The organism is Acinetobacter sp. Leaf130, from assembly GCF_001423205.1.
In the GTDB taxonomy this organism is placed as follows: domain Bacteria; phylum Pseudomonadota; class Gammaproteobacteria; order Pseudomonadales; family Moraxellaceae; genus Acinetobacter; species Acinetobacter calcoaceticus.
The window spans coordinates 22,504-39,080 of record NZ_LMOE01000006.1 but is presented as its reverse complement, the minus strand read 5'-3'; the positions used below and the strand labels follow the sequence as shown (position 1 = coordinate 39,080).

At 39.2% G+C, this 16,577-nt stretch carries 17 protein-coding genes and 1 pseudogene; 15 read left to right on the top strand and 3 right to left on the bottom strand.

Annotated features, from left to right (window positions below; genetic code table 11):
• From panC to yjgA, 4 genes are read left to right on the top strand one after another with little or no spacing between them, the layout of a single operon-like run.
• Entirely contained in the window at positions 1-849 is an 849-nt protein-coding gene (gene panC / locus ASF86_RS13220; RefSeq protein WP_056482749.1) for a pantoate--beta-alanine ligase, read from the top strand.
• Between the two features lie 23 nt (positions 850-872).
• On the top strand, positions 873-1,724 hold the full coding sequence (rapZ, locus tag ASF86_RS13215; RefSeq protein ID WP_003655028.1) for an RNase adapter RapZ: 852 nt from the start codon (positions 873-875) through the stop codon (positions 1,722-1,724).
• Complete coding sequence (locus tag ASF86_RS13210; RefSeq protein ID WP_013198928.1) at positions 1,721-1,990, top strand: HPr family phosphocarrier protein; 270 nt, start codon at positions 1,721-1,723, stop codon at positions 1,988-1,990. Before rapZ ends, ASF86_RS13210 begins: the two co-directional genes overlap by 4 nt.
• A 2-nt stretch (positions 1,991-1,992) precedes the next feature.
• On the top strand, positions 1,993-2,529 hold the full coding sequence (gene yjgA / locus ASF86_RS13205) for a ribosome biogenesis factor YjgA (protein ID WP_005036793.1): 537 nt from the start codon (positions 1,993-1,995) through the stop codon (positions 2,527-2,529).
• A gap of 47 nt (positions 2,530-2,576) precedes the next feature.
• Here the strand turns inward: yjgA and ASF86_RS13200 are convergent, their stop codons facing one another.
• On the bottom strand, positions 2,577-4,214 hold the full coding sequence (locus tag ASF86_RS13200; RefSeq protein WP_056482746.1) for an acyl-CoA synthetase: 1,638 nt from the start codon (positions 4,212-4,214) through the stop codon (positions 2,577-2,579).
• A 393-nt stretch (positions 4,215-4,607) separates the two neighbouring features.
• Between ASF86_RS13200 and thrS the strand changes: the two genes are divergently transcribed.
• The 4 genes from thrS (at position 4,608) to ASF86_RS13180 (ending at position 8,422) form a co-directional block, all read left to right on the top strand.
• On the top strand, positions 4,608-6,530 hold the full coding sequence (gene thrS, locus ASF86_RS13195; RefSeq protein WP_003655037.1) for a threonine--tRNA ligase: 1,923 nt from the start codon (positions 4,608-4,610) through the stop codon (positions 6,528-6,530).
• 5 nt (positions 6,531-6,535) lie between these two features.
• Complete coding sequence (gene infC, locus ASF86_RS13190; RefSeq protein ID WP_080026316.1) at positions 6,536-7,087, top strand: translation initiation factor IF-3; 552 nt, start codon at positions 6,536-6,538, stop codon at positions 7,085-7,087.
• Positions 7,088-7,315: 228 nt separating this feature from the next.
• Positions 7,316-7,936: a glutathione S-transferase N-terminal domain-containing protein gene (locus tag ASF86_RS13185; protein ID WP_017391235.1), complete on the top strand. Its 621-nt coding sequence runs from the start codon at positions 7,316-7,318 to the stop codon at positions 7,934-7,936.
• A gap of 57 nt (positions 7,937-7,993) precedes the next feature.
• Positions 7,994-8,422, top strand: a complete 429-nt coding sequence (locus ASF86_RS13180; RefSeq protein WP_056482744.1) for a YqaA family protein — start codon at positions 7,994-7,996, stop codon at positions 8,420-8,422.
• 42 nt (positions 8,423-8,464) lie between these two features.
• Here the strand turns inward: ASF86_RS13180 and nreB are convergent, their stop codons facing one another.
• Entirely contained in the window at positions 8,465-9,718 is a 1,254-nt protein-coding gene (gene nreB / locus ASF86_RS13175; RefSeq protein WP_056482741.1) for a nickel resistance MFS transporter NreB, read from the bottom strand.
• Positions 9,719-9,954: 236 nt separating this feature from the next.
• On the opposite strand from nreB, the gene rpmI reads away from it, so the two are divergent.
• From rpmI to ASF86_RS13155, 4 genes and pseudogenes are all read left to right on the top strand, one after another.
• A complete protein-coding gene (gene rpmI / locus ASF86_RS13170; RefSeq protein WP_003655048.1) occupies positions 9,955-10,149 on the top strand; it encodes a 50S ribosomal protein L35 in 195 nt (64 codons plus the stop codon).
• A gap of 11 nt (positions 10,150-10,160) precedes the next feature.
• A complete protein-coding gene (gene rplT / locus ASF86_RS13165; protein WP_000124858.1) occupies positions 10,161-10,520 on the top strand; it encodes a 50S ribosomal protein L20 in 360 nt (119 codons plus the stop codon).
• Between the two features lie 90 nt (positions 10,521-10,610).
• On the top strand, positions 10,611-11,168 hold the full coding sequence (locus ASF86_RS13160; protein WP_056482738.1) for an NADAR family protein: 558 nt from the start codon (positions 10,611-10,613) through the stop codon (positions 11,166-11,168).
• A gap of 55 nt (positions 11,169-11,223) precedes the next feature.
• Positions 11,224-11,723, top strand: a pseudogene (locus ASF86_RS13155) (GNAT family N-acetyltransferase).
• A gap of 6 nt (positions 11,724-11,729) precedes the next feature.
• On the opposite strand, the gene ASF86_RS13150 reads toward ASF86_RS13155, so the two are convergent.
• The gene (locus ASF86_RS13150; RefSeq protein ID WP_056482735.1) at positions 11,730-12,722 is read right to left on the bottom strand and encodes a hypothetical protein; all 993 of its coding nucleotides are present in this window, start codon (positions 12,720-12,722) and stop codon (positions 11,730-11,732) included.
• Between the two features lie 158 nt (positions 12,723-12,880).
• On the opposite strand from ASF86_RS13150, the gene pheS reads away from it, so the two are divergent.
• Genes pheS through ASF86_RS13135 form a run of 3 tightly spaced genes read left to right on the top strand, consistent with a single transcriptional unit; the run spans position 12,881 to position 16,568 of the window.
• Entirely contained in the window at positions 12,881-13,861 is a 981-nt protein-coding gene (pheS, locus tag ASF86_RS13145; protein WP_003655056.1) for a phenylalanine--tRNA ligase subunit alpha, read from the top strand.
• A gap of 32 nt (positions 13,862-13,893) precedes the next feature.
• Positions 13,894-16,275 carry a phenylalanine--tRNA ligase subunit beta gene (gene pheT, locus ASF86_RS13140; protein WP_056482732.1) on the top strand — a complete coding sequence of 794 codons (2,382 nt, stop codon included), beginning with the start codon at positions 13,894-13,896 and terminating at the stop codon, positions 16,273-16,275.
• The gene (locus ASF86_RS13135) at positions 16,272-16,568 is read left to right on the top strand and encodes an integration host factor subunit alpha (RefSeq protein WP_000126166.1); all 297 of its coding nucleotides are present in this window, start codon (positions 16,272-16,274) and stop codon (positions 16,566-16,568) included. The genes pheT and ASF86_RS13135 overlap by 4 nt, the downstream gene beginning before the upstream one ends.
• Positions 16,569-16,577 lie beyond the last annotated feature (9 nt).

The following is a 16,577-nucleotide window of genomic DNA, read 5'->3' as shown; positions in this document are numbered from 1 at the left end:
ATGAAAACAGAAACCACCATACAAGGTCTTGCAGCTTCTTTAAATCCTGCTAGAGCTGCACGTAAAATTATTGGTTTTGTCCCAACAATGGGAAATCTACATGAAGGACATCTCACACTTGTTCGTGAAGCGAAAAAGCTATGTGATGTTGTGGTTGTGAGCATCTTCGTAAATCCGACTCAATTTGGACCGGGTGAAGATTTTGACAACTATCCTCGTACTTTAGAACAAGATAGTCGCCTACTTGCCGATGTAGGCTGTGACATTATTTTTGCACCATCAGTTGAGCAAATGTACGGTACACAACCGCGTTTAACGAATATAAGTGTAAACCAGATTACAGATGCTTTATGTGGTAGTTCACGTCCGGGACACTTTGATGGTGTAGCTTTGGTGGTAACTAAGCTCTTTAATATTGTGCAACCTAACTACGCTTTCTTTGGACAAAAAGATTACCAGCAGTTAGCAGTTATTCGCCAGTTTGTACAAGATTTAAATATTCCTTTAGAAGTGATTGGTGTGCCAATCGTTCGTGCAGCAGATGGCTTAGCACTTAGCTCAAGAAATGGTTATTTAAGTGATGAGCACCGTCAGGTGGCTCCGGTTATTTATCAAAGTTTGAAGCAGGCTGAGCAACAGTTACATCAAGGCAAAGATTTGCAACAAGTTGTAGAAGATATCAAAACTCAGTTGACAGATAATGGTTTTGTTGTTGATTATGTCGAAGCTCGTCAGACAAATCTGTTACCTGCTACTCAATTTGATCGTGATATTGTGTTATTTGTCGCGGCAAAACTGGGTGTAACCCGTTTGATTGACAATTTAGAAGTTGCCTTTACACCCCAATAAAGAGATCAAAGGACAGCCATGCCATGAAGCGTATACTTATCGTGACAGGACAGTCTGGTTCAGGAAAATCTTCAGCCCTTCAAGTATTAGAAGATTTGGGCTATTACTGTATTGATAATTTGCCTTTGGCATTGCTGCCTGAAATTGTGGCAAAGCTAGATCATGAAAATAACCTAGAGCAATTGGCTTTAGGTGTGGATGTAAGAAGTACTCGGGCAGATATGCAAGAGTTCGATCATGTTTTTGAGCAATTACAAAGACATGGGACGGTTGATGTTATTTACCTTACTACGCAAGATCAGGATCTGATTGCACGTTTTAGTGCATCGCGTCGTCCACATCCATTAGCCAACCGTTTTAAAAGTCTGTTGCAATGTATTCATGAAGAAAAGCAGTTGCTGCTTCCAATTCAGTTCCGTGCGACGGTTCATATTGATACAACAGATAAAAGCGTTCATGATTTAAAGCATATTTTACTGTCTAAATTGGGGCAGTCAGATAAGCTTATTGTCATATTGCAGTCTTTTGGATATAAACATGGCATTCCTTTAGATGCCGATTATGTTTTTGATGTACGGCATTTACCAAATCCGCATTGGGATTTAGAATTAAGACGTTTTTCTGGTTTGGATGAGCCAGTAAGACAATTTTTAGAAGCAAGTCCACAAGCAAACGAAATGTTTGATGATATTCTTCACTTCTTAAAAAAATGGCTTCCAGCATTTGCTGAAGGACATCGTCACTATATGACGATTTCTATTGGTTGCACTGGAGGTCAACATCGTTCGGTTTATATCGTAGATAGACTAAAACAAGCACTTGAGGCAGAATGGTCTGTTCAGGTCTTACACAGAGAAATGAAGCACTGGTCATGATAGACACAACTGTTGATGTAATTAATAAACTCGGTTTACATGCTCGTGCATCAGGAAAACTGATAGAGGTCACTACAAAGTTTCGTTCGTCGATCCAGATTGGGAAAGGCGATCATTTGGTAGATGCAAAAAATATTATGTCTTTGCTGATGTTAGGTGCAGGTAAAGGGACCACTTTACGATTGGTCATTGATGGTACCGACGAAGAACAGGCATTAAATGAAGTACTGGCGTTATTCGCAGCAAAATTTTATGAGGCAGATTAATCGTGGCACGTGGTTCCCAACGTTATACTGAAGAAGATTTCGGTTCTTTAGAAGGACGTGCAAGCAAAACCGAACAGAAAAAAGCAGTGCAACGCATGGCTGCTTTAGGTGAGCAACTCGCACAACTTTCTATTAAACAAATTCAGAAACTTCCAGTTGATGAGCGTTTAATTGATGCTTTAATGGAAGTGCAGAACATTAGTTCTTTTGAAGCACGTCGTCGCCAATTTCAACGTATTGGTAAGTTATTGCGCAATGAAGATGAGACCGTTATTTTGTCTTATTTAACCCCACAGCAAGGCGCAAAAAGACAGGCTCAATTAATGCGTTGGGTTGACCGCATGATTGAACAGGGTGATCCTGCAATTACTGAATTTAGTAAAATTTATAATGCATCGGAACGTCACACCTTGCGTCAGCATGTGTTGAGAATCAACCGTGATAAAACTCAACAGGCGAGTGAAGCAGATATTGAGGCATCAAAAGTTAAATTTGTTAACTATGTGCAGCAAATTGCATTATTGTCTGATCAAGGCTAAATGCACTTAAATAAAAAAAGCGACGCTCAAGGCGTCGCTTTTTTTATTTATATATTTTCAGCACGTTCTTTTGCCCATTCACGCAAAATGAATTTCTGTAATTTGCCGGTCGATGTTTTTGGAATTTCAGTAATAATCACATCTTTAGGAACTTTAAAGCGTGCTAACTCTTTTTGGCAATGTGCAATAATTTCTTCAGGCGTTGCGGTAGCACCCATTTTTAATTCAATAAATGCGCAGGGTACTTCTTGCCAGCGAGCATCGGGTTTAGCAACGACCGCAGCAGTTAAAACAGCTGGATGCCGGTACAACACATCCTCTATTTCTAGAGAGGAAATATTTTCTCCACCTGAAATAATAATGTCTTTCGAGCGATCAGTAATTTTTGCATAACCATCGGGATGGCAAACTGCTAAGTCTCCCGTATGGAACCATCCACCAGCAAAAGCTTCTTGAGTCGCTTTAGGATTCTTTAAATAGCCTTTCATGACAATATTGCCACGGAACATGATTTCTCCCATGGTTTGTCCATCGTTTGGTACGGGTTGCATGGTTTCTGGGTCTAATACGCGCATACTGTCTTGTAATGGGTAGGGCACGCCTTGGCGAGAATGAAGTTGAGCTTGTTCGGCAATTGAAAGCTCATTCCATCCCGATTGGGAAGCGCACAAGGCAGAAGGTCCATAAGTTTCAGTTAAACCATACACATGGTTTACGTTAATCCCCATATTGCGCATACCTTCAATAATAGCAACTGGAGGAGCGGCTCCGGCAACCATTACTTCAACATGGTGATCAAAGTCAGTTTGTTTTTCTTTAGGTAAGTTAATAATCATTGAAAGAACAATAGGGGCACCACAGAAATAATCAACTTTATGTTTTGCAATGAGTTGCATGACTAATTCTGGGTCGACCTTGCGCAAACAAATATTGGTTCCACCACTAGCTGCAATACTCCATGCAAAACACCAGCCATTACAATGGAAAAGCGGTAATGTCCACAAATATACAGCACGAGGTTTCATTCCGCAGGCTAATATATTACTTGCAGCGTTTAAATAAGCTCCTCGATGATGGTAAACAACGCCTTTAGGATTACCTGTTGTGCCTGAAGTGTAGCTTAAGCTAATTGCATCCCATTCATCTTCTGGTAAATGCCATACGAAATTAATGTCGCCTTGGGCTATCCATTCTTCATATTCAAAAGAGCCAATAAACTGATTCTCGCCCTCATATTCATCATCAGCCACATCAATCACAATAATGTGTTGGTCGGGAATAAGTGAAAGGGCTTCTCTTGCCAGATTAACAAATTCAGGGTCAACCAAAAGCACTTTGCTTTCAGCATGTTCTAACATGAAAGCTATTGTTTTTGCATCTAAGCGTGTATTGAGCGTATTGAGCACAGCTCCGGTCATCGGTACTGCAAAATGTGCTTCGATCATCGCTGCCACATTCGGCAATAAAACTGATACCGTATCATTTTTACCAATTCCCAGTTGTTTGAGCTGAGAAGCAAACTGGCAACAACGTTGGTAAGTTTCTTTCCATGAAATTTGGCGTTTACCGTGAATAATCGAAGCGTGATTTGGATAAATATAAGCTGCACGCTCTAGGTAGCGTAGAGGCGATAACGCAACAAAGTTTGCGGGTGTGCGTGGCAATTCATCATAAGCACTAACCATGTGAAACAACTCCGTGTTCTATTTTTAATTCATTCTTTGAAAATATGACTTAATACTCATCAAAGCATCTATGCTTTAGTCTTAAAGGGAAATACCCTCCAGTCAGAAAATGAGCAGAAATGCTATTTTCTTCATCTTAAACCACTTGTGTTGAACATGTTTAAAAAATCATCTCAATATGTTTTTTAAGTCATTTAATGCTGTTTACCTGATAAGCAAAATGTATTTATGATTTTATGGGCTCAAAGGTTTTCACTTTGCTTGAACAAGTGTAAAATCTTTCAGGTTTTTAATTTTGATTTACACCGTTTTTATATTTTGAGGTTCGCCTCGATCATAATCTCGCGGTGAAATGCTCCTTCGTATAGGGCATCACTCCTTAAGGATTTTTTTATGCCAATTATCACATTGCCAAATGGCGATCAAAAGAATTTTGATCACGCTGTATCTGTTATGGAAGTTGCCCAAAGTATCGGGCCTGGTCTAGCAAAGAATACTGTTGCTGGACGTGTGAATGATCGCTTAGTTGATGCATGTGACTTAATTACCGAAGATTCGACCTTACAAATTATCACTCCAAAAGATGAAGAAGGTCTTGAAATTATTCGCCATTCTTGTGCACACCTTGTCGGACATGCTGTTAAACAGCTTTTCCCTGAAGCCAAGATGGTGATTGGTCCAGTCATTGAAGAAGGTTTTTACTACGACATCTGGATGCCACGTCCTTTTACATTAGACGATATGGCAGCTGTCGAAGAGCGCATGAAAAAGCTCATCGATCAAGATTACGATGTTGTTAAAAAAATGACACCACGTGATGAAGTAATTGCTGAATTTACTGCACGTGGCGAAGAATACAAATTACGCTTGATTGCAGACATGCCTGAAGAAACACAAATGGGCTTGTACTACCACCAAGATTATTTAGATATGTGTCGTGGTCCACACGTACCGAACACTAAATTTTTAAAATCGTTTAAGCTGACAAAAATCTCTGGCGCTTACTGGCGTGGTGATGCGAAGAACGAACAGCTTCAACGTATTTATGGTACTGCATGGGCTGATAAGAAACAGCTTGCTGCATACATCAAACGTATTGAAGAAGCTGAAAAGCGTGACCACCGTAAAATTGGTAAAGCTCTAGACTTGTTCCATATGCAAGAAGAAGCACCGGGTATGGTGTTCTGGCATCCAAACGGTTGGACGATTTACCAAGTTCTTGAACAATACATGCGTAAAGTTCAGCAAGACAATGGTTACCTTGAGATTAAAACACCACAAATCGTAGACTTTACGCTTTGGGAAAAATCCGGCCATGCAGCGAACTATGCAGACAACATGTTTACGACTCATTCTGAAAGTCGTAATTATGCGGTTAAACCAATGAACTGCCCATGTCACGTGCAAGTTTTCAACCAAGGTTTGAAGTCTTACCGTGATTTGCCAATTCGCTTAGCAGAGTTCGGTTCTTGTCATCGTAACGAACCATCTGGTTCTTTACATGGCATTATGCGTGTACGTGGCTTTACACAAGATGATGCACATATCTTCTGTACTAAAGAACAAATCGGTCAAGAAGTTGCAGATTTTATTAAACTGACGCTTGATGTTTATAAAGATTTTGGCTTTGAAGAAGTGCAAATGAAACTTTCTACACGTCCAGAAAAACGTGTGGGTGATGATGCACTTTGGGATATGGCTGAGAAATCTTTAGCAGATGCTTTAGATGCAGCAGGGTTGGAATGGGAATTACAACCTGGTGAAGGTGCATTCTACGGTCCAAAAATTGAATTCTCATTGAAAGACTGTCTCGGACGTGTATGGCAATGTGGTACTATTCAGTGTGACTTCAACTTACCAGAGCGTTTAGATGCGTCTTATGTGACTGAAGACAATGATCGTGATCAGCCTGTTATGTTGCATCGTGCAATTCTTGGCAGTTTTGAGCGTTTTATTGGTATACTAATTGAACACTACGCTGGTTTCATGCCACCTTGGTTGTCACCGTTACAAGCATGTGTCATGAATATCACGGACTCTCAAGCTGAAGCTTGTGAGAAAGTCGTAGCAAAACTCAAAGAAAATGGTCTTCGTGCCATTTCTGACTTGAGAAATGAAAAAATCGGATTTAAGATTCGTGAGCGTACTCTAGAGCGTATTCCTTACTTGTTAGTTCTTGGTGATCGAGAAGTTGAAGAAGGTACAGTGAATGTACGTACCCGCTCAGGAAAAAATTTAGGTACTATGTCAGTAGATGCATTCATTGACTTAGTGAAGTCTGCCGTCGCCGAACGTGGCCGGTATATTGTGGAGTAAGAAAGATTAAACAGCCTGACCGTAACCAACAACAAGGTGCAAAAAGCAACCGTCCAGCAATTAATGATGAGATCCGTGCAAAAGAAGTACGCCTCGTCGGTGCTGAAGGTGAGCAAAAAGGAATTGTTTCATTAAGTGAAGCACTGCGTGCTGCTGAAGAGGTTGAACTTGATCTTGTTGAGATCGTTGCAAACGCCGAGCCGCCTGTTTGTAAAATTATGGATTACAACAAGCACTTGTTTGACCTGAAGCAGAAGCAAAAAGATGCGAAGAAAAAACAGCATCAAGTGCAAGTGAAGGAAATCAAACTGCGCCCTGCAACTGATGTTGGTGATTATCAAGTTAAGCTTCGTGCTATTTTGAAATTCCTTGAAGAAGGAAACAAAGTAAAGATTACTTTACGTTTCCGTGGTCGTGAAATGGCTCACCAACAGCTTGGCTTAGCTCAATTGCAAAAAATTGAAGTAGATGTAGCTGAGTTTGGGGTTGTGGAACAAGCACCAAAAATGGAAGGCCGTCAAATGGGTATGTTACTTGGACCGAAAAAGAAAAAGTAATACTCAAAAAAAGCACTGCAAAAGCAGTGCTTTTTTATAACTAAATACAAATAAAAAAGATGATTTAATTTTTCTCTATTCAGTTTCATTTAAGACAATTAATATATTTTTCTATGAAATTCAATTCTCGAATTTTATGTGTTTTTTGGTGTTGGAAATCTCATAGTCTTTCTTAAAACATGATATAAACCAAGACGCAGTCATGATAATGATGAATAGGAAAATAGAATGATTGATCTATATTATTGGGGAACTCCCAATGGACATAAAATCACAATTGCCTTAGAAGAAATGGGATTGGATTACACTCTTTACCCAATCAATATTTTAGAAAATGATCAATTTCAACCAGACTTCTTGAGAATTTCTCCGAATAATAAAATTCCTGCGATTGTTGATCAAGATGGACCCCGTGGTGAGCCAATTTCTATATTTGAGTCAGGCGCTATCTTGCAATATTTAGGTAGAAAAACTGGATTGTTTTATCCAACAGATGAGCAAGAGCGAGTTGAGGTTGAGCAATGGCTGATGTGGCAAATGGGTGGTTTAGGGCCTATGCTTGGGCAAAATCATCATTTCAACCGTTTTGCCCCAGAAAAAATCCCCTATGCGATAGACCGCTATATTAATGAAACTAAACGTTTATATAGTGTACTTAACAAACAACTCATTGGTCAGAAATTTGTCGCTGGTGAATACTCTATTGCTGACATGGCAATTTTGCCTTGGATTTTACGTTATGAATGGCAAGGTATTCAGATTGAAGACTATCCATACGTACAAGAATATATTGTACGTTTAACAGCACGCCCCGCAGTTCAGAAAGCACTATCAATTAAAGTGGCCTAATTTCTTGCTTGGATTTAGTGAATACTTAAAGCAAAAAGTCGTTTGGTGTGATTGATTATGCTGAGCTACTTTTTGCTTTTTATAAGTGCTTTTGGCGCGGCGACATTACTACCTCTACAGTCTGAAGCGGTATTGGTAACCTTATTATTAAAGGGGCAATATTCAGCTTTGCTTTTAATTAGCATAGCTACTTTGGGTAATGTATTGGGTTCTTGCGTTAATTGGTGGCTAGGCCTAAAGATAGAACAATTTAAACATCGTAAGTGGTTTCCAGTTTCTGAAAAGCGTTTACAACAAGCGCAGAGCTTTTACCATAAATATGGATTTTACTCTTTACTGTTAAGTTGGACGCCTATTATTGGTGATCCCATTACTTTAGTTGCTGGGTTATTCAAAGAAAATTTTTGGCGCTTCCTTGGTATAGTCATTATTGCTAAAGCAGGGCGTTATCTGTTTATTTACTGGGTAGTAATGGGTTTTATTTAAAATAAAAAAGCATCCGAAGATGCTTAAATTATAAATATGTATTTAGTCTTCTGAGCTTTTGGTAATGTCTACTTTAAATAGATCATTCGTTTTGAGCCAACAGAAAGTCACAACAACTAGAGTCATACAGCCTCCAAAAATAGTCGCTGTAATAGTTCCCAAATATTTAGCTGCTAAGCCTGACTCAAAAGCTCCTAATTCATTACTCGAAGACACAAACATGCCATTTACAGCGGCTACGCGTCCCCGCATATTTTCTGGTGGGAAAATTTGCAAAATGGTTTGTCTTACAACAACAGAAATACTGTCACATGCACCTGTCATAGCAAGCGCAAAGAGAGATAACCACATATTATTCGAGAAGGCGAATAGGATGGTGAATATTCCAAAACCTGCTACAGCAAGTAACATGTTACGCCATGCATGTTGAGTTGGCGGAAAGCGAGTCAAAGCAATCATGGTAATGAGTGCGCCAATAGATGGAGCCGCACGTAAATATCCAAGCCCTTCAGGACCGACTTTTAATATATCTTCTGCAAAAATGGGTAATAACGCGATTACACCCCCAAATAAAACAGAAGCTAGATCAAGAGAAATTGCCCAAAGAACAATTTTGGTTTTCCAGATAAAACGGAAACCGTCTCCTAGACTTTCTAAAATGTTGTTAGTTTCAATTTTAGGGAAACTACGTTTATGCAATAAGTTAATTAAAATAAAGCACATACCAAGTAAAACAGCAACGCTAAATAGACTGGTTTCTCTGCCTAAATAAGCAAGCATAAAACCACCAAGCATTGGGCCGATAATTACACCACTTTGCCAGCCTATCGTTGTCCATGTCGCACCATTTGCATAGAGTTCGCGCGGAATTAAAAATGGTTTTAATGATGTTGCAGAAGGATTGTAGAAACCACGGATTGTTCCCAAGCCAAAAATGACTGCATAAATACCCCAAGAAAGGAAGTTAACACTGATGTGTTCTAAACCATGTAAGTGGAAAAGTAACCATAAAACCAAGGGAAGAGGAACCGAGAAAAATAAACAGATTTTCATAATAAGCTGTTTATTAAACCTATCTGCGAAATAACCTCCCCAAAGAGAAAGGGCAATAAATGGAATTGCTTCTGCAAGTCCGATTAAACCTAAGGTCAGTGGATCTTTGGTGATTTGATATAATGAGTAGGCAACAATAATTTCTTGAATCAAAATTGCGAGCGTTAAGCAAAATTGATTGATCGTAACGATAGAGAAATCTCGATACCGTAATGCAGCGAAAGCATCATTTTGTATATTCATATTCTTTTGAATTTAAGCGATTGTACTTATTATAGGGGATGATTTTATGGATTTTCTCGTAATTTGATAATTGATTATAGAAAATAACGTTGATATAAAATAGACAATTTAATATCAAAAAATGAGCATTTTACTTTTGTTTTAAGTTGGGATGCTTTAGAATATCGGCTCCCTTACCTGCAGGTCGTTTTTGCAATGGTGCAAACGTTCCGAACAGGTGTTCAAAAGAGGTTGTTATGCCTAAGATGAAAACTCGCCGCGGTGCTGCTAAACGCTTCAAGGCGACTGCACACGGTTTTAAGCGCAAACAAGCATTTAAGCGCCACATTTTGACCAAAAAATCTGCTAAACGTATCCGTCAATTACGCGGCTGTGTAATGGTTCATGTTTCTGACGTGAACTCAGTTCGTCGTATGTGCCCATACATCTAAGGAGATTATAAATGGCTCGTGTAAAACGTGGTGTAGTGGCTCATCGTCGTCACAAAAAAATTCTTGCTCGCGCTAAAGGTTACTATGGTGCTCGTTCACGCGTTTACCGCGTAGCGTTCCAAGCGGTAATCAAAGCTGGTCAATACGCTTATCGTGACCGCCGTCAAAAGAAACGTCAATTCCGTGCTCTATGGATTGCGCGTATCAATGCTGGTGCTCGTCAAAACGGTTTGTCTTACAGCCGTATGATCGATGGCTTGAAAAAAGCTCAAGTGATCATCGACCGTCGCGTATTAGCTGACATCGCTATGCATGATGCAGTAGCATTTGCTGCTTTAGCTGAAAAAGCTAAAGGCGCATTAGCTGCATAAGCTTAGAGATTCAAAAAGAGGCCGCTTTTTAGCGGTCTTTTTTATTTTTAGTGGTTCTGTTTTAAAAAAGATAATAACCAGAGATAAATTATGAAAGATGAAAAATTTTTAGATGACTTAATTCAAAAAGTGCAAAAAGGTGATCAGTTTAAATATTTATATTTTTGGGGGCATACTCCTAAGCAAGCTGATCTTATTGATAAGAGTTGTTTTAGTCAGTGGTATCCAGTGCAATTTAAAGATGAAGGTATTGAATACTTTACTGCTGAGCACTATATGATGGCGCAAAAAGCAAAATTATTTAATGATGAAGAAATCTTTGCACAGATCTTGCAAGTTAAACATCCGAATGAAGCAAAACAACTAGGTCGTAAAGTGCGCAATTATGATGAAAAGATATGGCAAGAAAAACGTTTTGATATCGTGGTGCAGGCGAACTTTGCTAAATTCTCTCAGCATCCTGAATTGAAAGAATTCTTATTAGCAACGAAAGACCATATTTTAGTTGAAGCATCTCCAGTAGATAAAATTTGGGGGATTGGTATGGCGCAAGATCATTTACATATTCAAGACCCATCTCAATGGCAAGGTTTAAATTTGTTGGGCTTTGCTTTAATGCGTGTTCGAGATCAGCTTTTAGCTCAATAAATTTGTACTAAAAAATGATACTTAACTTTAAAAGTAGTGATGTATGGGGAAAGAATTGAAATCATTAAATGAAAGAGAAATTCGTATAGCTACTTTTAAGGATGTATTATCTATTGCAGAAGTACATGTGCAGTGCTGGAAAGAAACCTATACAGGGATGCTTAAGCAGGAAATATTGGATGAGCTTAAAGTACTAGATAAGGAGCTACTATGGAAAGAAATCACCAAAAGCCCTGATCATAAGTTATTTATACTGAACATGGAATGGTAAAAGGCTTTCTCGATGGTTATCTGAGCCCAGAGAATAATACTGCTGAAATTCTTGCCTTTTATCTTTTGGAAGAAATTCAAATGCAAGGTATAGGTCGTGAGTTATTTCAAAAGTTCTATCAATGTGCATTAAATCAAGGTTACACTTTTATTCGTTTAGAAGTTTTTAATAAAAATCCAAGCCGTTTCTTCTATGAAAAAATGGGGGCCAAAATAATTAGCGAAACCGAACTACCTGAGTTCGGCTTCGAAATAACAGAATTACTTTATCAATGGGAACTGTAATCTTGATTAAAGGCCAAAATAATAGGCCAAGGCACAAATAATAATCGTTAAAACAATCAGCTTAATAACGCCCGAACCAGTGCCTTTATGGTGGTGAGATTTCAAATGTTGTGGATTTTCATTTGATTGCTCGAACGGAGAAGCCTTAACGACTGGAATTATTTGAGCTGTTTGGTAGTGATTAGCAGTCTTAACAATAAGCTTGGCAAACAAATCATCAGTTTTTTGCGTAAAATTTCTTAAATTAATGAGTTGTTCTTGGTCTAGCTCTTCTCCTAAAGGATCATTTGCAAGTCGCTTCTTTTGTTCTAAATAGTTGGTTAATGCTTGAGTACGAGATAAAAGCTGGTGAGCATAATCTGCAGGATAATTCTCTGGAATTAAAGCAAGTTTTGGTTCTTGGCTCGTAATGTTGGTACCATCAAAATAAGCTTTTTGAAACTCTGGCTCTTCAAAACCTACTGCATATTTACTACGGAATAATTCACTATCCATAAAGTCCGCTATTTCTTGCCATGGCGGATTTTTTAAATCTGCTTCAATTTTTTTTGATAATTTTTCAGTTAGTTCAAAACGCCAGAAAGTTTCTAAACGAAGTTTGCAGGTTTGTGAAGGAGGGGCTTCAAACTCATTATCATTGTTATACCATTCAGCAAGTTCATGGCCGAAAATCCATGCAAATTTCTTATTATTTTCATGGCTCACAATAAAATGAGTATAAGGTAAAAGCTCAACATTACTGTTTGGATTTTGCTCTTCATTAAGAAGGCTTGATAGATGTAAGCTAAGCTGAGTGGTACCTTGTTTTTTTAAAGCTTCTAACCAAACTTGAAAGTGTTGAGCAAGTAAATGCTGAGAAGTTAAGTCACGAAACTGAAAACTATGGTGGTCAAAAATATGATGTTGTCGCCATTGGGTAAAGCTTAAATTTTGGCGGAGGTATTCATTACCATACGTCACAAGCGTAAGTTGTTGTTTCCAAATCTGATTGAGCGCCATAATAGTTGATCTCATTGACGATGCTATTATCTTATACGTTTTATCTTTTTGTTGCCTAATACATTTTTCATGATGGATAAACTTCATCAATTCGATGAAAAACTGTTAGAATGCAGTGTTTTATTATATTTTTTTAATTTGTTGCTTTGAGAGTTAATATGTCACTGGAAGCCCTGACCACAGAAGCGCTTGCTGCCATTGCAGCAGCTCAAGACCTTGTTGCACTTGATCAGGTACGTGTGCAATTTACAGGGAAAAAAAGCCAGCTTGCAGAACAATCGAAAGCATTAGGGAAAATGGACCCTGAAGAACGCAAAGTACAAGGTGCTGCGATTCATGCTGTTCGAGAAACAATTAATACTGCTTTAACAGAACGTCAAGCAGCATTACAGCAGGCAGCACTTGAGCAAAAGCTAGCAAGTGAAACGATTGATATTACTTTGCCGGGCCGCGGTCAGCGTGTTGGTACAGTCCACCCTGTTACCCAAGTACAAGAAAGAATTTGTCAGTTCTTCACTAAAGCTGGTTTTACAGTCGCGACTGGTCCAGAAGTTGAAGATGACTATCATAATTTTGAAGCATTAAATATTCCTGGTCACCATCCAGCGCGTGCTATGCACGATACTTTCTATTTTGATGCCACTCATTTACTGCGTACGCATACTTCAGGTGTGCAGATTCGTACAATGGAAACAAGTGAGCCACCAATTCGTATCGTATGTCCTGGGCGTGTTTATCGATGTGACTCAGACCAAACGCATTCACCTATGTTCCATCAGATCGAAGGTCTATACGTTGCCGAGAACACCAGCTTTGCTGAGTTAAAAGGTTTATTGATTAATCTGCTTAATGAATTTTTTGAAAAAGATTTAAAGGTACGTTTCCGTCCATCATATTTCCCGTTTACTGAACCAAGTGCGGAAGTAGATATTATGGATGAACGTGGCCGTTGGTTAGAAGTTTTAGGCTGTGGCATGGTACATCCAAATGTATTACGTGCTGCTGGTATTGATCCTGATAAATACAAAGGCTTTGCTTTTGGTTTAGGGGTAGAGCGTTTTGCAATGTTGCGTTATGGCATTAATGACTTGCGTATGTTCTATCAAAATGATGTGCGTTTCTTACGCCAATTTGCCTAACAGTTTTTCAGGATTAAAAAAGGTTTATAAAGATGAAGATTAGCGAAAATTGGCTACGCACATGGGTTAACCCAGCAATTGATAGTGATACATTGTCTGATCAGTTGACGATGCTTGGTCTTGAAGTTGATGAATTAGCACCTGTGGCTAAACCATTTACAGGCGTTGTAATCGGTGAAGTGTTAACTGTTGAGCAGCATCCTGATGCAGACCGTCTGCGCGTAACAACTGTTAATATTGGTTCAGGTGAACCTCTGCAAATTGTATGTGGCGCACCTAACGTTCGCGTTGGAATGAAAGCTCCAGTTGCAACCATTGGAGCTGTATTGCCTGGCGATTTTAAAATCAAAAAAGGTAAGCTTCGTGGAGTTGAGTCACAAGGGATGCTTTGTGGTGCTTCTGAGATTGATCTTGAAGATAAAATCGATGGTTTGCTCGAACTGCCAGTGGATGCTCCAGTAGGAGTAAATGTCCGTGAATACCTCAAACTTGATGACAATGTCATTGATATCAGTATTACGCCAAACCGTGGTGACTGTTTTAGTATTCGTGGTATTGCCCGTGAAATCTCAGTTATTAATAAGCTAGAAATGATTGAGCCTGTAATTAATACGGTTGCTGCCACCATTTCTGATGAGAAAAAAGTAGTTATCAGTACTGAAGGCGCTCCGCGTTATTTAGGGCGTGTAGTTAAAAACGTTAATGTAAAAGCTGCTACTCCTGAGTGGATGCAACAGGCTTTATCACGTTCAGGAATCCGTACTCATAGTATTTTGGTTGATGTGACCAACTATGTCTTAATGGAATTGGGTCAACCAATGCATGCATTCGATTTGTCTAAAATCGAAGGGACTGTACATGTTCGTCAAGCAACACAACAAGAAAAGTTACAACTACTGAATGATCAAGAAGTTGAGTTGCAAGAAGATATTATGGTGATTGCTGATGACCAAAAAGCTTTAGCAATTGCTGGAATTATGGGCGGTTTAGCATCAAGTGTAACCGATGACACTACCGATATCTTCCTAGAAAGTGCATTCTTCGCGCCACTCGTGATTGCTGGTCGTGCTCGTCGTTTTGGTTTACATACAGACTCTTCACAGCGTTATGAACGTGGTGTGGATTTTGAATTGCCGTTAATAGCGATGAACCGTGCTTCGCAGCTTATTCAAGAGTTAGCGGGCGGTGAATTTGGCCCAATTACTGTAGCTGAAAAAACTGACTTACTTCCAAAACGTGAAGCCATTGAACTGAAACAAGCTCAGGTAGATCAATTATTGGGATATCAAGTGTCGGGTGAGTTCATTGCAGATGCTTTAACCCGACTAGGGTGTAAGGTAACAGTTAAAGCTGAAGGTGAATGGAGTGTAGTTCCACCATCACATCGCTATGATATGGCAATTTATCAAGACTTAATTGAAGAAGTTGCGCGTATTGATGGCTATGACAATATCCAGATTAGCTTACCAAGCATGGATGTTAAATTTGCTAAATACCAAGATCGCTTTGAGCTCGCTGAGCTACGTCAAACGATCGTGACATTAGGTTATCAAGAAGCAATTAGCTTTAGCTTTGCTGATGCCAAACTTGAAAAGCAATTAAATCCCGAAGTTAAACCGTTGATGCTCGCAAATCCAATTTCAAGTGATTTGGCCGCAATGCGTAGTACTTTACTTTCTAGTTTAATTCCTTGCGTACAATATAATCTCAATCGTCAGCAAAGCCGTGTTCGCTTCTTCGAATTCGGACTGCGTTTTGATTATCAAAATGCTAAGAGTATTGAAGACTTGCAACAGACTCCTACCTTGGCTCTAGTGGCAGTAGGCTCGCAAGCACCAGAATCTTGGCATGCTAAACCGCAACCAATGGATTTCTTTGATTTCAAAGGTGAAGTAGAGGAGATTTTAGCTGCTGGGCGTGTAAGTGTTGAATACGTTCGTTCAGAACGTGCGTGGTTGCACCCAGGGCAATCGGCTGACATTTTAGTAGATGGTAAGTTAATTGGTTATTTGGGCCGTTTGCATCCATCTCTAGAAAATGAGCTTGATTTAAGCACTACTTGGGTTGCTGAACTCGATCAAACAGCTGTTTTGCAATCTTATGTATCTAATTTTACAGAATTATCACGTTTTCCTTCGGTTAGACGTGATATTGCGCTTTTAATCTCTGATAATATAAATGTTAGAGATATTCAGCAGTTAATCGAACAAACTGGTGGAGAGCTTTTAGACTCTACATGGTTATTCGATGTGTATACGGGGCAGGGTGTCGAAGATGGTAAGCGCTCATTAGCGTTTGCACTATTGTGGCAACATCCTTCACGTACGCTTGAAGATGCTGAAATTAAATCTGGTATGGACAATATTATCCAAGTGTTAGAAAACACTTATCAAGCGACATTGAGGGCCTCATGACAGCATTAACTAAAGCAGACATGGCTGATCATTTAAGTGAGTTAACCAGCTTAAATCGCCGTGAAGCAAAACAAATGGTCGAGTTGTTCTTCGACGAAATTAGCCAAGCACTTATTGCAGGGGAGCAGGTTAAGCTCTCTGGTTTCGGTAATTTTGAATTAAGAGATAAACGCGAACGTCCAGGACGTAATCCGAAGACAGGCGAAGAAATTCCGATTTCTGCTCGTCGTGTAGTAACCTTCAGAGCAGGTCAGAAATTTAGACAACGCGTTGGAAATGAGCAGATCGATTGATCTGCTTTT

Coding starts and splice junctions, on each gene's coding strand:
- ASF86_RS13160 (WP_056482738.1), top strand. CDS start 10,611: ATGAAAGATGAAAAATTTTTAGATGACTTAATTCAAAAAGTGCAAAAA.
- rapZ (WP_003655028.1), top strand. CDS start 873: ATGAAGCGTATACTTATCGTGACAGGACAGTCTGGTTCAGGAAAATCT.
- rpmI (WP_003655048.1), top strand. CDS start 9,955: ATGCCTAAGATGAAAACTCGCCGCGGTGCTGCTAAACGCTTCAAGGCG.
- ASF86_RS13135 (WP_000126166.1), top strand. CDS start 16,272: ATGACAGCATTAACTAAAGCAGACATGGCTGATCATTTAAGTGAGTTA.
- rplT (WP_000124858.1), top strand. CDS start 10,161: ATGGCTCGTGTAAAACGTGGTGTAGTGGCTCATCGTCGTCACAAAAAA.
- ASF86_RS13150 (WP_056482735.1), bottom strand. CDS start 12,722: ATGGCGCTCAATCAGATTTGGAAACAACAACTTACGCTTGTGACGTAT.
- nreB (WP_056482741.1), bottom strand. CDS start 9,718: ATGAATATACAAAATGATGCTTTCGCTGCATTACGGTATCGAGATTTC.
- pheT (WP_056482732.1), top strand. CDS start 13,894: ATGAAGATTAGCGAAAATTGGCTACGCACATGGGTTAACCCAGCAATT.
- pheS (WP_003655056.1), top strand. CDS start 12,881: ATGTCACTGGAAGCCCTGACCACAGAAGCGCTTGCTGCCATTGCAGCA.
- thrS (WP_003655037.1), top strand. CDS start 4,608: ATGCCAATTATCACATTGCCAAATGGCGATCAAAAGAATTTTGATCAC.
- ASF86_RS13180 (WP_056482744.1), top strand. CDS start 7,994: ATGCTGAGCTACTTTTTGCTTTTTATAAGTGCTTTTGGCGCGGCGACA.
- ASF86_RS13185 (WP_017391235.1), top strand. CDS start 7,316: ATGATTGATCTATATTATTGGGGAACTCCCAATGGACATAAAATCACA.
- panC (WP_056482749.1), top strand. CDS start 1: ATGAAAACAGAAACCACCATACAAGGTCTTGCAGCTTCTTTAAATCCT.
- ASF86_RS13200 (WP_056482746.1), bottom strand. CDS start 4,214: ATGGTTAGTGCTTATGATGAATTGCCACGCACACCCGCAAACTTTGTT.
- ASF86_RS13210 (WP_013198928.1), top strand. CDS start 1,721: ATGATAGACACAACTGTTGATGTAATTAATAAACTCGGTTTACATGCT.